Below are 13,342 nucleotides of genomic sequence, written 5' to 3'. Positions count from 1 at the left end.
GCGTGCGTGTCGCCCGGTTGATCGTCGTCGTGGTGCTGGCCTCCCTGGCCGGCGTCTACGTGGTGGCCGGCGCGTGGGGGGCGCTGGCGGTGTTCGCCGCTCAGTGCGCCTTCACGCTGCGGGTCAGGAAGGGGTGGCTGCTCGCCGTCCAGGGCGTGCTGGTCTACGCGGTGACGCTGGGGCAGGGCGCGTCCGTGGCGATCCTGGGGTTCCTCGCCGGCTCGCTGCTGGTGACGCGCTGGTGGGCGGTCGCGCCCGCGGTGGCGTTCAGCGGCGTCGTGATCCACCACTGGCGGTACGCCGGTGACGCGGTCTCCACGACGGACCTCGCGATCACGACGATCCTGATGGCGCTGGTCGTGTTCGGCCTCAACCGGCTGGTCGAGCGGGTGGCCGAGATGGAGGCCACCCGTCCGGCGCTGGCCGCGGCGGCGGTGGCCGAGGAGCGGCTGCGCATCGCGGCCGAGCTGAGCGACGGCCTCGGGCGCGGCCTGGCCGCGATCGGCGCGGGCGCGCGGCGGGCGCTGGCCGCGCCGCAGAACGCGGCGCGACTGCTCGGCGAGGTGGTCACGACGGCGCGACTGTCGCTGGCCGACGCCCGCGCCGCGGCGGCGAGCTACCGCGCGATGTCCCTGGCCCCCGAGCTGACGACCGCCCGCGCCCTGCTGGAGGCGGCGGGTGTCGGCGTGGAGGTGCGGGCCGCCCACACCGAGCCGCTGGGCCCGGCGGGCGCGCTGCTCGCCTCGGTGCTGCGCGAGGCGGTCACGGACGTCGCCCGCCGCGGCACGGCCACGGTGTGCATGATCGAGACCTGGGAGGAGCCCGAAGGAGCCCAGGTACTCCTGAGAGTGGCCGACGACGGCCGCCGTACGGCCGAGGACGACGGCCTGGGCGGGCTCGGCGACCCGGCCGGACTCACGCGCCAGGTGGCGGCGGCGGGCGGCACGCTCACCCGCGGCCTGTCCGGGCGGGGCCGCTACACGGTGGAGGCCGTGCTGCCCACGACCCGCCCGCCCGCGGCCGCCCGGCGCGAGCCGCCCGACGTCTCGGTGGTCCTGCTGGCCGCCGTGCTGGTCGGGTTCAGCGTCAAGGCGCTGCTGCAGATCCCGGCCGGCCTGCTGGCCCCCGCGGTCGCGGCGCTGGCCGTGATCGTGGTCATGCAGCTGCGGTCGGTCACCGGCCGCCACATGGTGGCGCTGGGGGTGATGGCGGCGCTCACCTTCGCCCCGATCCCGGTGTTCGGGCCGATCTGGCTGGGGACGGCGGGGTTCCTCGCCGGTCCGGTGCTGCTCGCCTTCCGCCCGCGTACCGCCTGGCCCCTGACGGCCGCGATCCTGGCCGCGGTCTGGACGGTCGCCTCCCTGTATGCGCTGCCCGCCCGGGTCAACATCACGGTGAGCACGCTGACGACCGGCCTGGTCGTCTACAGCCTCCTCCGGCTGGCCCAGCTCGCCAAGGAGCTGCACGCCGCCAGGGAGAGCCTGGCCCGCTCGGCCGTGGTGGAGGAGCGGCTGCGTGCCGCCCGCGACCTGCACGACCTGCTCGGCCACAGCCTGGCCGCCATCCTGCTCACCTGCGAGCTGGCCCGCCGCCTGCCCGACCCCGTTGCCGAGCTGGAGAACGTCGTCACCATGGCCGAGCACGCCCATCACGACCTGCGCTCGGTCACCGGCGAGCAGCGCGAGCTGTCCTTCGCCGCCGAGGCCGAGTCGGCCGGGAAGGTGCTGGCGGCGGCCGGGGTCGAGGTCACCGTACGGCTCGCGCACCCCGAGCTGCCGGCCGAGGTCGAGACCGTGCTCAGCGCCGTGCTGCGCGAGGCCGTGACGAACGTCCTGCGCCACAGCGCCGCCCGCGCCTGCGTGATCTCCACGTCCGCCACGGGCGACGAGGTCGGGCTGCTCGTCCGCAACGACGGCGCGGCCACGGCGGCTCCCCGTCGCGGCTCGTCGGGCCTGGGCAACCTCACCACCCGCCTGGCCACGCTGGGCGGCCGGCTCACCACCGCCGCCGAGGACGGCTGGTTCCGGCTCGACGCGCGCGCCCCGCTAGATCCAGCCGGCCTCGGTGGCGATGCGCACGGCGTCGGTGCGGTTGCGCGCGTTTAGCTTGGCCACGATGGCCGTCAGGTAGTTGCGCACGGTCCCGGCGGTCAGGTGCAGCCGCTGGGCGATGTCGGTGGCCTCCGCGCCGCCCGCCACCAGGCGCAGCACGTCGGCCTCGCGCGGCGTGAGCGGGTTGTCGGCCAGGTCCCAGGCGGTGACGGCGAGCGAGGGGTCGAGCACCCGGCCGCCGCGCGTGACCTCCCTGATCGCCGAGACCAGGTCCTCCGGCGGGGCCGTCTTCAGCAGGAAGCCGTCCACCTGGGCGGCCAGGGCCCGCTTGAGGTGGCCGGGCTTGCCGTACGCGGTGAGCATGAGCGTGCGGCACGACGGCACCCTGGCCCGGATCTCCGCGGCGGCGGCCAGCCCGTCGAGGGTGCCGGGCATGTCGATGTCCAGGACGGCCACGTCCGGCCGGTGCACGGCGGCGGAGGCCACGGCGGCATCCCCGGACTCGACGGCGGCCACGATCTCGAAGTCGGCCTCCAGGCCGAGCAGGGTCGCGAGCGCGTGCCTGATCACGGCTTGATCCTCGGCCAGAAGTACGCGAATCACGGGGACATGTCTATCAGTGTCCGAATCATGATGACGTCATGGGCCATCGGTGATCGTGTCTCTGGTGGGCGTACGCGCAGTTCAGCAGGCTTGGAACCATGACGGACGTAGTGCGGTTGGACGCGGTGAGCAAGGTGTACGGGAAGGGCCAGGGCGCGGTGGCGGCCCTGCGCGAGGTGTCCGTGGGCATCCCGCGCGGCTCCTTCACAGCGGTGATGGGCCCCTCGGGCTCGGGCAAGAGCACGTTCCTGCACTGCGCGGCGGGGCTGGACGTGCCCTCCTCCGGATCGGTCCGGCTGGGCGGCACGGAGCTGGCCGGCATGGACGAGACCCGCCTCACCGAGCTGCGCCGGGAGCGGATCGGTTTCGTCTTCCAGGCGTTCAACCTGATCCCCGCGCTCGACGTGATCGAGAACGTCACGCTCCCGCTGCGCCTGGCCGGGGCCCGCGTGGACCGGGCCTGGCTGACCGAGATCCTGAGCCGGGTCGGTCTGGAGGGCAGGGCCGGGCACCGGCCCGCGCAGCTGTCCGGCGGCCAGCAGCAGCGGGTGGCCATCGCCAGGGCGCTGGTCACCAGGCCGGAGGTGGTGTTCGGCGACGAGCCCACGGGCGCTCTGGACACGATGACCGCCCGCGACGTGCTCAGGCTGCTGCGCGAGGTGGTGGACGGCATGGGCCAGACCGTGGTGATGGTGACCCACGACCCGGTGGCCGCCTCCTACGCCGACCAGGTGCTGTTCCTGGCCGACGGCCGGATCGTGGACGCGATGACCGCGCCGACCGCCGAGAAGGTCGCCGAGCGCATGACCCGGCTGGGAGCGTGGACGCGATGATGATCTCGCTGGCCCTGAGGACCCTGCGGCACCGCGTGGCCGCCTTCGCGGGCGCGTTCTTCGCCCTGCTGTGCGCCGCCGCGCTGGTGTGCGCCTGCCTGATGCTGCTGGAGACCGGTCTGCGCGGCGACGTCCTGCCCGAGCGGTACGCCGGCGCGCCCGCGGTCGTGGCGGCCGACCAGTTCGTCCGCCAGACCGTCGTCAAGGGCGACGGCGACGTCAAGACGAAGGCCAAGGCGCTGGGCGAGCGCGCCTGGCTGCCCGAGTCCGTCGTGGCCGGGCTGCGCCGCGACGGCCGCAAGGTCGTGACCGAGGTGACGTTCCCGTTCGGCGGCTTCACCGGGCACGGCTGGGAGTCGGCCGCGCTCACCCCGTTCACGATCGCCAAGGGCCGCGCCCCGCGGGCCGACGACGAGGTGGCGGTGGACGCCCGCGCCGGGCTCGACGTGGGCGCCAGGCTGCGCGGATACCGCGTCGTCGGGGTCACCGCGCAGGCGCTGCCGAGTCAGGACACCGTGTTCTTCAGCACCGCGCAGGCCCGCCGCCTGGCCGGGCACCCGGGCAGGGTGAGCGCCGCCGGCGTCTTCCCCGGCCTCGACCGGGCTCCCGAGGGCACCGTGCTGTACACCGGGGACGAGCGCGGCAGGCTGGAGTTCCTCGACGCCGAGCAGGCCCGGATCAAGCTGATCAGCATGGGCGGCTCGCTGGCCGGCACCTCGCTGCTGGTCGCGATCCTCGTCGTGATGGGCACGTTCGCGCTCTCCGTCCAGCAGCGGCAGCGGGAGCTGGCCCTGCTGCGGGCGATCGCGGCCACGCCGAAGCAGGTGCGCGGGCTGGTCGGCGGCGAGGCGCTGCTGGTGGGCGCCGCCGCCGGGACGCTGGGGGCCGCGGCGGGCATCGGGCTGGGCTTCTGGCTGCGCGGGCAGTTCGTCTCGCTGGGGGCGGTGCCGGCGAACCTGCACCTGGTGGTGAGCCCGTTCCCGCCGCTGGTCGCGCTGGCGGCCACCGTCGGAGCCGCCTGGGTCGCGGCCCGGGTGTCGGCCCGCCGCCTGACCCGGATCCGTCCGGTGGAGGCGCTGGGCGAGGCCGCTCTCGGCAGCCCGCGGCTGCCGTGGTGGCGGCTGGCGGCCGGGCTCGTGGCGGTGGCCGGGGCCGTGGTGCTGACGCTGGTCCTGTCGGGCCTGCGCACCGAGGCGGCGGCCACGCCGGTGACCCTGCTGACCACGCTGGTCTGGACGACGGCGTTCACGCTGCTCGGGCCCCTGGTGGCGCGGGTGACGGCGGCGCTGCTGGCGGTCCCGCTGCGGATCTCGCGGGTGGCCGGCTTCCTGGCCGCGCGCAACCTGCGCGCCGGGTCGGGGGCGCTGGCGTCGGTGCTCTCGCCGCTGACCCTGATGGTGGCGATGACGTGCACGATCCTGTTCGTCCAGACCACGATGGGGTACGCCGCCCAGGAGCAGGCCGACGCCGGCACCCGCGCCGACTACGTGGTGGCCGGGGCCTCCGGCCAGGCGGCCCGCGCGGTGCCCGGCGTGCTGTCGGTGACCGAGGTCCTGCGCACGTCGGTGCGGGTCGGCCTGGACAAGTTCTCCGCCCAGGCCGTCGCCCACCACTCCGGCACCCTCGACCTGGGGGTGGTCGCCGGTTCCATGGACGGCTTCGCCGACGGCTCGGCCGCGATCAGCCGGACCGCCGCCGACCTGCTCGGCCTGCGGCCCGGCGACCCGCTGAAGCTCACGCTGGGCGACGGCACCCCCGCCGCGCTCACGGTCGCCGCCGTCTACTCCCGCGGCCTCGGCTTCGGCGACGTGACGCTGCCGTACGCGCTGGTCGCCGGGCACGTGGACGACCCGTCCGCCACGCTGCTCGTACGGGCTCCGCAGGTGCCGAGGACCGCGCTGACCGCGGCGCTGCCGGGGGCGAGCGTGCTCGACCGGGCCACGGCGGCCGAGGTGAGCACCGCGAACCCGCAGGTCACCTTCGTGGCCCTGGGCCTGATCATCGCCTTCACCGCCATCGCCGTGGTCAACACGCTGGCCATGGCGACCTCGGCCCGGTCCGGCGAGCTGACCGCGCTGCGGCTGACGGGCACGACCCGGCGGCAGGTGCTGCGGACCCTGCGGCTGGAGACGCTGGGCGCGGTGCTGGCCGCCTCGGTGCTCGGGTCGGCGGTGGCCGTGGTGACGCTGGCCGCGTTCGGCGCGGGCATGACCGGGTCGGCGGTGCCGCACATCCCGCTGCCCGCCTTCGCCGGGGTGATCGCGGCGGCGGCCGTCCTGTCCCTGGTCGCCACCGCTCTGCCGGCCCGGCTCGCGCTGCGGTCAGCCGTCTGAGCCCAGGAGCCGGCCGTACAGCTCCAGGTAGCGGTCGGCCATCACGGCGGGCGAGAAGCGGCGCCGGGCCTCGCGGCGGCACTCCTCCGGGTCGATCTCGTCCACCCGCTGGACCCACTCGGCCAGCTCCTCCTCGGTGTCGGCGAGGAAGCCGGTGCGGCCGTGGTCGATGATCTCGGGGAGGCAGCCGCGGCGCAGGCCCACCGGCGGCACCCCGAGCGCCAGTGCCTCGACGACGGCCGTGCCGCCGGGCTCGTCCCACTGGATGGGGAAGAGCGCGGCGCGGGCCGAGGCGTACAGCTCGTCCCTGGCCTGGCCGCCGACCGCGCCGACCCATTTGATCAGGTCGCCGTCGAGGTAGCGGGACAACTGGTCGAGGTGGTAGCGCACGTCGGGGTGGCCGTGCAGCGGGTGGTGGGGGTCCTGGAGGACGACGTCCAGCTCGGCCTGGCTGTCCCGGCCGCAGACCGGCCCGGCCACGACCAGCGGCAGGCCGAGCTTCTGGCAGATCCCGGCGGCCACGTGCTGGCCCTTGAGCCCGCAGATCCGGCCCATGATCACCAGGTGCTCGCCCCGCTCGGCCCGCACGTCCTGGTCCGCGAGCGGGGTGGCCAGGTAGACGGCGCCGAGCGAGGCCGCGCGCAGCGCCTCGGGGGCGCGGGCCAGCTGCGACTCCGACACCCCGTTGACCGCGATCGACCCCGGGAAGTCGCCGTAGAAGGCCGGATGTTTGCACAGGTCCCAGTGGAGGGTGTGCAGCACCGGCGGCCCGCCCAGCGCCGACAGCACCGCCGGCCCGACGACCTCCAGGTGGTCGTGGACGAGGTCGATGTCGTCGCGGGCGCGCAGCTCGTCCGCCACCCGCGCCTGGTGCGCGTGCGCGATCCCCATGACCTGGTTGTACGGCTTCTGCAGCTCGGCGAACCGGCCCTCGTCGTAGACGGCGATCAGCTCGTCGGCCTCCAGCGTGCTCGACGCCACGGAGGCCAGCACGATGTGCACGCCGCGTTCGCGCAGCGCGGGCACCAGCGTCGCGACGACGTTCTCGATCCCGCCGTAGCCGGGAGGCGGGACCGCCAGCCACGGTCCCGCGTTGATCAGCACCTTCACGCGACGTCCTCCTCCAGCATGAGGGAGGCGAGCGGCGGTCGTTCCGCCACGCCCACGTCCACCAGACCGGCCCGCCCGTCGAGCCCGAACTGCAGCAGCGTGTGTCCCGGGGGCTGCGACGACACCACGCGGCCCTGGCGTTCGAGCCGGGACCACGCGGTGAGCATGATCTGCCCGGCCATCCGGCCGAGCGCGTTCACGGACTGGTGCCCGTGCGCGCGGGAGCCCAGGTCCACCTGGGCCATCGCGTCCAGTCCCACGAGGTGGAGGAGGTCGACGAGGAGGCCGAGCTCCACGCCGTACTCGGTGACGAAGGGCACCTGTTCGAGCACTTCGCGCCGGGCGGCGTACTCGCCGCCGAGAGGTTGGCCGAAGCCCGCCAGCTCCGGCCAGAACATGTTGAGCAGGGGCCTGGCCACCAGCTCGGTCACCCGTCCGCCCGCGCCGCGCCGCGGCACGCCGTCCTCGCCCGTGAAGGGACGCTCGTACGTCGCCTTGACGAAATGGGTGTCGGAGTTCACCAGCAGCGGACCGACCAGCCCCGACACGAAGTGCGAGCCGAAGTTGAGCAGGTCCGAGTCGACGAACGCGACGATGTCGCCGTGGGAGGCGGCCAGGCCCTTCCACAGCGCCTCCCCCTTGCCCGTCATGCGCGGCAGGTGGGGCAGCACCTCGTTCTGCGCCACGACCCGCGCGCCCGCCGCGCGGGCCCGTTCCGCCGTCGCGTCGGTGGAGTTGGAGTCGACGACGAGGATCTCGTCGACGAGTGGCGACTCCTCCACCAGCTCACGCCTGATGACGGTGACGATGTCCCCCACTGTGCGCTCTTCGTCGCGCGCCGGTAGGACGACGCTCACCGTCGTGTTGCCCTTGGCCGCGATTAAGGCGTCCACCGGCCATTCGGACGCCGTGCTGGAATGCGGGCCATACCACTCCTGTGCCCTGGCCAAGGCTCGCACATCTGTATCCATGCAGTCAGCCCCATCTCATAGGGCCACGACCCCTGCCCGATCTATGCGCCTCTGAACATCTTTGTTTGTTAACCCCTAGACGTGGCATATGTCGGGTTGTGTCCCCAATTACCCGTGTCGGCATCATTGGTGCCGGAAATGTCGCCGCTCGCCACGCAGATGTCCTGGCCGGCTTCCCCGATGTGACGATCGCCGGGGTGGCCGACACCGATCTCCACAAGGCTGAGGCGTTGGCCTCCGCGTACGGCTCCCCCGCCTACGGCGACCATGCCGGCCTACTGGAGGCCGGCGGTCTCGACGCTGTTTACGTCTGTGTGCCTCCTTTCGCGCACGGTAAACCGGAGTTCGACGCCCTATCCTGCAATCTCCCGATTTTCGTGGAAAAACCCCTTTCCATGGATCTCAAAACCGCAGAAAACATCGCAGCCGAAATCGAACGGAGAGGGCTCCCGTCCGCCGTCGGCCACCACTGGCGCTACCTCGACGTCGTCGACAGGGCCAGGGAACTGCTCGACGGCCGGCCCGTACGGCTCGCGCTCGGGCACTGGCTGGACAAGGTGCCCCCGGTCGGCTGGTGGCTGAACGCCGGGCTGTCGGGCGGCCAGATCCTGGAGCAGGCGGTCCACGTCCTGGACCTGGCCCGGCTGCTGGTCGGCGAGGTGTCGATGGTGCACGCCGTACCGGCAGGGAACCGGGTGGAGGGCGAGATCGACCGGGCCACGTCGGCCGTCATGAGCTTCACGGACGGCGCCACCGGCCTGCTGGCCACCTCCTGCCTGCTGCCCCGCAAGCACCGGGTGGGGCTGGAGGTGTGCGCCGACGGCATCGCCCTGGAGGTCAGCGAGACCCGGCTGCTCGTGGACGGCGAGGAGTCGATCGAGGACGCCGGGCACGCCAAGACCCTCGTGGACCGCGCGTTCATCGACGCGGTGCGAGGGAAGGACGCCGACGTGCGCGCGCCGTACGCCGAAGCCCTGCGAACCCACCGCCTGGCCCTCGCCCTCACCCGCTCCGCCGCCGAACGCCGGCCGGTGATGCTCGATGAGTGAGCCTGTGAACACCATTCTCAGTATCGAGGCGCCCGGTGAGGTGCGGATGGTGGAGGAGGAGCTGCCGGGCCTGGCCGACGGCGGGTTCATGGTCGCCACCATGCACAGCGGCGTCTCGGCGGGCACCGAGCTGACCTACGTCAAGGGCGCCAACCCCTACCTCAGCTCGACCTGGGACCCGGCGCTCGGCCTGTTCCTGCCCGGCACGCCGTCGGTGGGTTATCCCGTGCGCGGCATCGGCTACATGCAGGTGGGCCAGGTGGTCGAGACCCGTACGCGGGCCGTGGACGAAGGCGCGCTGGTCGCCATGGCGTACGGACACCGCACCGCGTACGCGGCCGACCCGATGACCGACCGGTTCGTCGTGCTGCCCGGCGACCTCGACCCGCTGCTCGGCATCTACGTCGCCCACATGGGCCCGATCTGCGCCAACGGCCTCCTGCACGCGGCCGCCGACCTGCACGGCCCGGCCGTCCAGCACCTGGGCGACGGCGTGCGCGGGCGGCGCGTCGCGGTGGTCGGCGCGGGCGTGGTGGGCCTGCTGACCGCGTCCTTCGCCCTGTCCTGCGGGGCCGCCGAGGTCGTGGTCGTGGACGAGACCCCGGCCAGGCTCGCGGTCGCCGAGGCGATCGGCGCGCAGGTCCTGGCCACCGCCGACGACGACCCCGCGGTGACGTTGAAACGCCGCTGGCGGCACGCCCCCAACGACCGCGGCGCGGACCTGGTCTTCCAGTGCCGCGGTCAGCCGAGGGCGCTGGCCCTGGGGCTCAGGCTGCTGCGCCCGCAGGGCACGCTGATCGACCTGGCGTTCTACACCCAGGGCGCCGACGAGGTGAGGCTCGGCGAGGAGTTCCACCACAACGGGCTGACGCTGCGCTGCGCCCAGATCGGCCGGGTGCCGCGCGGCCTCGCGCACTCCTGGGACCGCGAACGCCTCTCGTACGAGACGATCGGCCTGCTCAGGGAGCGCGGGAGGCTGCTACGCGAGCACGTGGTCACCGACGTCGTCGGCTTCGGGGAGGCCCCCGAACTTCTGGCCGATCTCGCGGCCCGACGGCGGCAGACCGTCCAGGCCGTGCTCAGCGACGACGTCGAGGATGAGGGCGGCTGACCAGCTGAAGTCCCCGCACCCGTGACCGCGCAGCGTGAACGGGTTGAAGTACTCGCGGAAGCCGGAGTGGGCGACGGCGTGGATCATGCCCTCGGCGAGCAGGTCGGCCAGGTCGGGGCGGCGGTCCCTGAGCCCCTGCCAGACGAGCCAGGTCAGGTTGATCCAGCTCGGCCCGCGCCAGTAGCGCGCCGGGTCGAACTCGGCCGTGGCCGGGGCGTGGCTGGGCAGCACGCCGTCCTTGAGCGAGAACTTGTCGACGGCCGTGCCGATCAGCGCCTCGGCGATCTCCGGCGGCAGCCCGGGCAGCATGAGCGGCACCAGGCCGGCGGCGCTGCCCGAGCGGATCAGGCGGCCCGTGCGCAGGTCGCGGGGGCGGAAGTGGCCGTCCTGGTAGAGGTGGTCGACCATGGCGGCGGTGACGGCGGCGGCCTCGCGCCGGTGGGGCCCGGGGTCCTGGCCGCACACCTCGGCGATCTCGGCGAGCGCCGACTCGGCCACGCCGTACGCGGTGTTGAACAGCGGGTCCTCGATCTCGAACGAGCCGGCCCGCTGGTAGCCGCTGTCACGGTAGGCGCTCGCGAGCGCGACGTACCGCTCGTAGTCGCGGTCGGTGGGGCGTTCGTCGGCGCTGACGGTGTTGAGGTCTCTGCGGACGAAGCCCGTCACGCCCGGCTCGACCGCGCGCAGCGGGAGGTCCCAGGCCGGGCTGTTGTCCATGCCCGACTCCCAGGGGTGGACGATCGAGATCAGCCCCTCGGGCGAGCGCCGCGAGGCGCGCAGGAACTCCTGCTGGGCGACGAGCTTGGGATAGATCCTGGCCAGGAACGCCGGGTCGGGCTCGGCCTGGTGCACCTTCCAGGCCGCCAGCGCGTGCACGGGCGGCTGCACGATGCCGGAGGTCGCCGAGCCGGACGGCGCGCGGGCGCCCCAGAACTGCGGGCCGGGGAAGTAGGCGCCCTCGGGCACGACGGGGTTGAACACGATGTGCGGCACCCGGCCGTCGCGCCACTGGGCGCCGAACAGCGAGAGCAGCTCCGCCCTGGCCCGCCGCGGCGACCAGCGGGCGTTGCCGATCGCGATGAAGGCGGAGTCCCAGCTCCACTGGTGGGGGTACAGGCGACGGGAGGGAACCGTGTAGCTGCCGTCCCAGTTGGCGACCAGCACGCGTACGGCGTCGCGGAGGATCACAGGTATTTCCTGATGAAGGCCGCCGTCTGCGGGAGCACGATCTCGGGCTCGCCCCGCAACCGGCATTCGAGGGCGAGGTAGCCGTCGAAGCCGACGGCGTCGAGCGTGGCGAGCTGCGCGCCCCAGTCGAGGTGGCCGGTGCCGGGCTGGTTCCTGTTGGACTCGCTGATCTGCATGTGCGCGAGGTAGGGCGCCGCCTCCGCCAGGGCCTGGCAGGGGTCGTCCTCCTCGATGTTCATGTGGTAGGTGTCGCCGACGATCCTGATCGAGTCCATCGAGCAGTACGACACCGCGTCGGCCAGGGTGTTGACCATGTGGTTCTCGTACCGGTTGAGGGGTTCGAGCATGATCAGCACGCCGTTGCGCTGGGCGTGCTCGCCGAGGATGCCGAGCGCCTCGGCCAGCACCTCGCGGTCCTCCTCGGCGGTGCGCGGCGGCTCGAACGGCGGCAGCCTGAGCGAGAACTGACCCCAGGAAGCCGGGGTCATGACGCCGATGCCGCCCAGCTCGGCGATCACCGTGAGCTGCGACCTGAGCTGCTGGATGGCGTCCTTGCGCTTGGCGGGGTCGAAGTCGCCGATGAAGTGCGGCATCTCGACGCACACCGTGGGCATGACGACGCCGTCGGCCAGCGCCCGCTTGAGCTCGGTCAGGCGGCCGGCGAAGTGGAAGTCGCCCTTGCCCCTCAGCTCGATGGCGTCGAACCCGGCCTCCACCGCGAACGCGAACTTCTCCTGCAGGCTCCGGCCGGGCAGAAGCTGCTCCTGGGCGGCGAGCTTCATCATGACTCCTCGAAGGTGAAGACGAGCTGGAGCACCTCGGACTGGTGCTTGTCGATCAGGTCGAACGCCTCGGCCGCCTGCTCGACCGGCACGCGATGGGTGACGAGGTCGGCGACCTCGACCTCGCCCCGGTGCACGAGCTCCATGAACGTGCGCTGGAGGCGTTCGACGTCCCAGCGGTGGGCCAGCCAGGAGGCGACGCCGCCGATCTGGGAGGAGACGAGCTGCACCTGGTTGTGGTGGAACTCCTCGCCCAGCCGCAGCCCGATGCCGTCGCCCTGGTAGAAGCCGGCCGCCACGACCCGGCCGCCCTTGCGCACACTCCTGATGGCCTCCTGGAGGCCCAGGTGGTTGCCGCTCAGCTCGATCGCGGTGTCGGCGCCCTCGATGCGCTTGCGCAGGAACTCGGCCACCGAGCCGGACCGCACGTCGAACGTCTCGGCGGCGCCGAACTTCCTGGCGAGTTCGAGCCGGTCGGCGATGGCGTCGGCGGCGACCACCCGGGCGCCGCTGAGCACCGCCATGCGGGTGGCGAGCAGGCCGATGACGCCCTGGCCGAAGATCACGACCTGGTCGCCCAGGTGCACGTCGGCGGCGTGGACGGCGTTGAGCGCGATGGCCCCGACCCGGGCGAACACGCCCGCGACGGGGTCGGCGCCCGGCGGCAGGATGTGGCCGGCCAGCTTCTCGGCGGGGACGACCGCCTCGGCGCGGTGGCCCCAGATGCCCCACACGAGGCTGCCGACGGGCGGCTCGGCGACGTCGGGGGCCGCCTCCACCACCTCGCCCACCTCCTGGTAGCCCCAGCCGGACAGGGGGTAGGCGTGCGTCTGGCCTTCGAGGAAGATCCGGCGCTCGGTGTCCCACTTACGGGTGAGGTAGGGATTGGTGCCGCGATACGCGGTCAGCTCGGTGCCCGCGGAAACCCCGGAATACAGGGTCCGCACCCGGACGGAGCCCGGGACGAGTTCGGCGGGCGACTCCAGGCTGACGCTGACACGGCCTGGCTCTTGGAAGGTGATGACGCGCATACCCCACACTTACGCTTTTTGATCAAACAAAAGTCAGAGATTTAGTGTTTGTTTGCACACCATAGTTGCGCTCGAAACACACGTAAGTCTACGACTTCCGTCGATCGCGGCCGATGGAATCCGGGTTTCCGGCAGGGCGCGTTCTGGAAAGAGATCTTATCGACATATCCCGCCCCGTCTGTCCACCTGGTCCGGAAGTGCCAGAAGTGCTTGGCCGGGCAGCATCCGGATGACCGAAATGACATCAGACCCGATCGTTTCGCGACGGGTGTCCGCGATC

The 13,342-nt window shown here is 72.9% G+C and carries 10 protein-coding genes; 5 read left to right on the top strand and 5 right to left on the bottom strand.

The features are described 5' to 3' along the window. Positions 1-2 precede the first annotated feature (2 nt). A complete protein-coding gene (locus ABZ815_RS07330; protein WP_357694989.1) occupies positions 3-2,105 on the top strand; it encodes a histidine kinase in 2,103 nt (700 codons plus the stop codon). On the opposite strand, the gene ABZ815_RS07325 is transcribed toward ABZ815_RS07330, so the two are convergent. Next, positions 2,046-2,654 (bottom strand): response regulator transcription factor, encoded by a 609-nt coding sequence (locus tag ABZ815_RS07325; RefSeq protein ID WP_357694987.1) that lies wholly within the window; start codon positions 2,652-2,654, stop codon positions 2,046-2,048. The two genes, ABZ815_RS07330 and ABZ815_RS07325, sit on opposite strands and share 60 nt — an antisense overlap. 98 nt (positions 2,655-2,752) lie before the next feature. Here ABZ815_RS07325 and ABZ815_RS07320 point away from each other — a divergent pair, with 98 nt between their 5' ends. After that, on the top strand, positions 2,753-3,487 hold the full coding sequence (locus ABZ815_RS07320) for an ABC transporter ATP-binding protein (RefSeq protein WP_357694985.1): 735 nt from the start codon (positions 2,753-2,755) through the stop codon (positions 3,485-3,487). After that, positions 3,484-5,820, top strand: coding sequence for an FtsX-like permease family protein (locus ABZ815_RS07315; RefSeq protein WP_357695414.1), 2,337 nt, complete (start codon positions 3,484-3,486; stop codon positions 5,818-5,820). Before ABZ815_RS07320 ends, ABZ815_RS07315 begins: the two co-directional genes overlap by 4 nt. On the opposite strand, the gene ABZ815_RS07310 is transcribed toward ABZ815_RS07315, so the two are convergent. Both ABZ815_RS07310 and ABZ815_RS07305 read right to left on the bottom strand, forming a co-directional pair. After that, on the bottom strand, positions 5,809-6,930 hold the full coding sequence (locus tag ABZ815_RS07310) for a glycosyltransferase (RefSeq protein WP_357694983.1): 1,122 nt from the start codon (positions 6,928-6,930) through the stop codon (positions 5,809-5,811). The genes ABZ815_RS07315 and ABZ815_RS07310 overlap by 12 nt on opposite strands. Then, positions 6,927-7,901, bottom strand: coding sequence for a glucosyl-3-phosphoglycerate synthase (locus tag ABZ815_RS07305; RefSeq protein ID WP_357694981.1), 975 nt, complete (start codon positions 7,899-7,901; stop codon positions 6,927-6,929). The genes ABZ815_RS07310 and ABZ815_RS07305 overlap by 4 nt, the downstream gene beginning before the upstream one ends. Here ABZ815_RS07305 and ABZ815_RS07300 point away from each other — a divergent pair. Together ABZ815_RS07300 and ABZ815_RS07295 are read left to right on the top strand one after the other, a co-directional pair. Then, positions 7,868-8,950, top strand: a complete 1,083-nt coding sequence (locus tag ABZ815_RS07300) for a Gfo/Idh/MocA family oxidoreductase (protein ID WP_357694979.1) — start codon at positions 7,868-7,870, stop codon at positions 8,948-8,950. The genes ABZ815_RS07305 and ABZ815_RS07300 overlap by 34 nt on opposite strands. Before the next feature lie 4 nt (positions 8,951-8,954). After that, on the top strand, positions 8,955-10,061 hold the full coding sequence (locus ABZ815_RS07295; RefSeq protein WP_357694977.1) for a zinc-binding dehydrogenase: 1,107 nt from the start codon (positions 8,955-8,957) through the stop codon (positions 10,059-10,061). 1,184 nt (positions 10,062-11,245) lie between these two features. Here ABZ815_RS07295 and ABZ815_RS07290 read toward each other — a convergent pair. After that, positions 11,246-12,034, bottom strand: a complete 789-nt coding sequence (locus tag ABZ815_RS07290) for a sugar phosphate isomerase/epimerase family protein (protein ID WP_357694975.1) — start codon at positions 12,032-12,034, stop codon at positions 11,246-11,248. Further along, positions 12,031-13,062 carry a zinc-binding alcohol dehydrogenase gene (locus tag ABZ815_RS07285; protein WP_357694973.1) on the bottom strand — a complete coding sequence of 344 codons (1,032 nt, stop codon included), beginning with the start codon at positions 13,060-13,062 and terminating at the stop codon, positions 12,031-12,033. The genes ABZ815_RS07290 and ABZ815_RS07285 overlap by 4 nt, the downstream gene beginning before the upstream one ends. Between the last annotated feature and the right edge of the window lie 280 nt (positions 13,063-13,342).

Origin of the sequence: Nonomuraea sp. NPDC047529 (assembly GCF_040642995.1) — a bacterium.
Classification (GTDB): Bacteria; Actinomycetota; Actinomycetes; order Streptosporangiales; family Streptosporangiaceae; genus Nonomuraea.
Note: the sequence above shows the minus strand (reverse complement) of the source record. Positions and strands in the feature narration are given on the sequence as shown.

Coding starts and splice junctions, on each gene's coding strand:
- ABZ815_RS07320 (WP_357694985.1), top strand. CDS start 2,753: ATGACGGACGTAGTGCGGTTGGACGCGGTGAGCAAGGTGTACGGGAAG.
- ABZ815_RS07315 (WP_357695414.1), top strand. CDS start 3,484: ATGATGATCTCGCTGGCCCTGAGGACCCTGCGGCACCGCGTGGCCGCC.
- ABZ815_RS07305 (WP_357694981.1), bottom strand. CDS start 7,901: ATGGATACAGATGTGCGAGCCTTGGCCAGGGCACAGGAGTGGTATGGC.
- ABZ815_RS07290 (WP_357694975.1), bottom strand. CDS start 12,034: ATGATGAAGCTCGCCGCCCAGGAGCAGCTTCTGCCCGGCCGGAGCCTG.
- ABZ815_RS07285 (WP_357694973.1), bottom strand. CDS start 13,062: ATGCGCGTCATCACCTTCCAAGAGCCAGGCCGTGTCAGCGTCAGCCTG.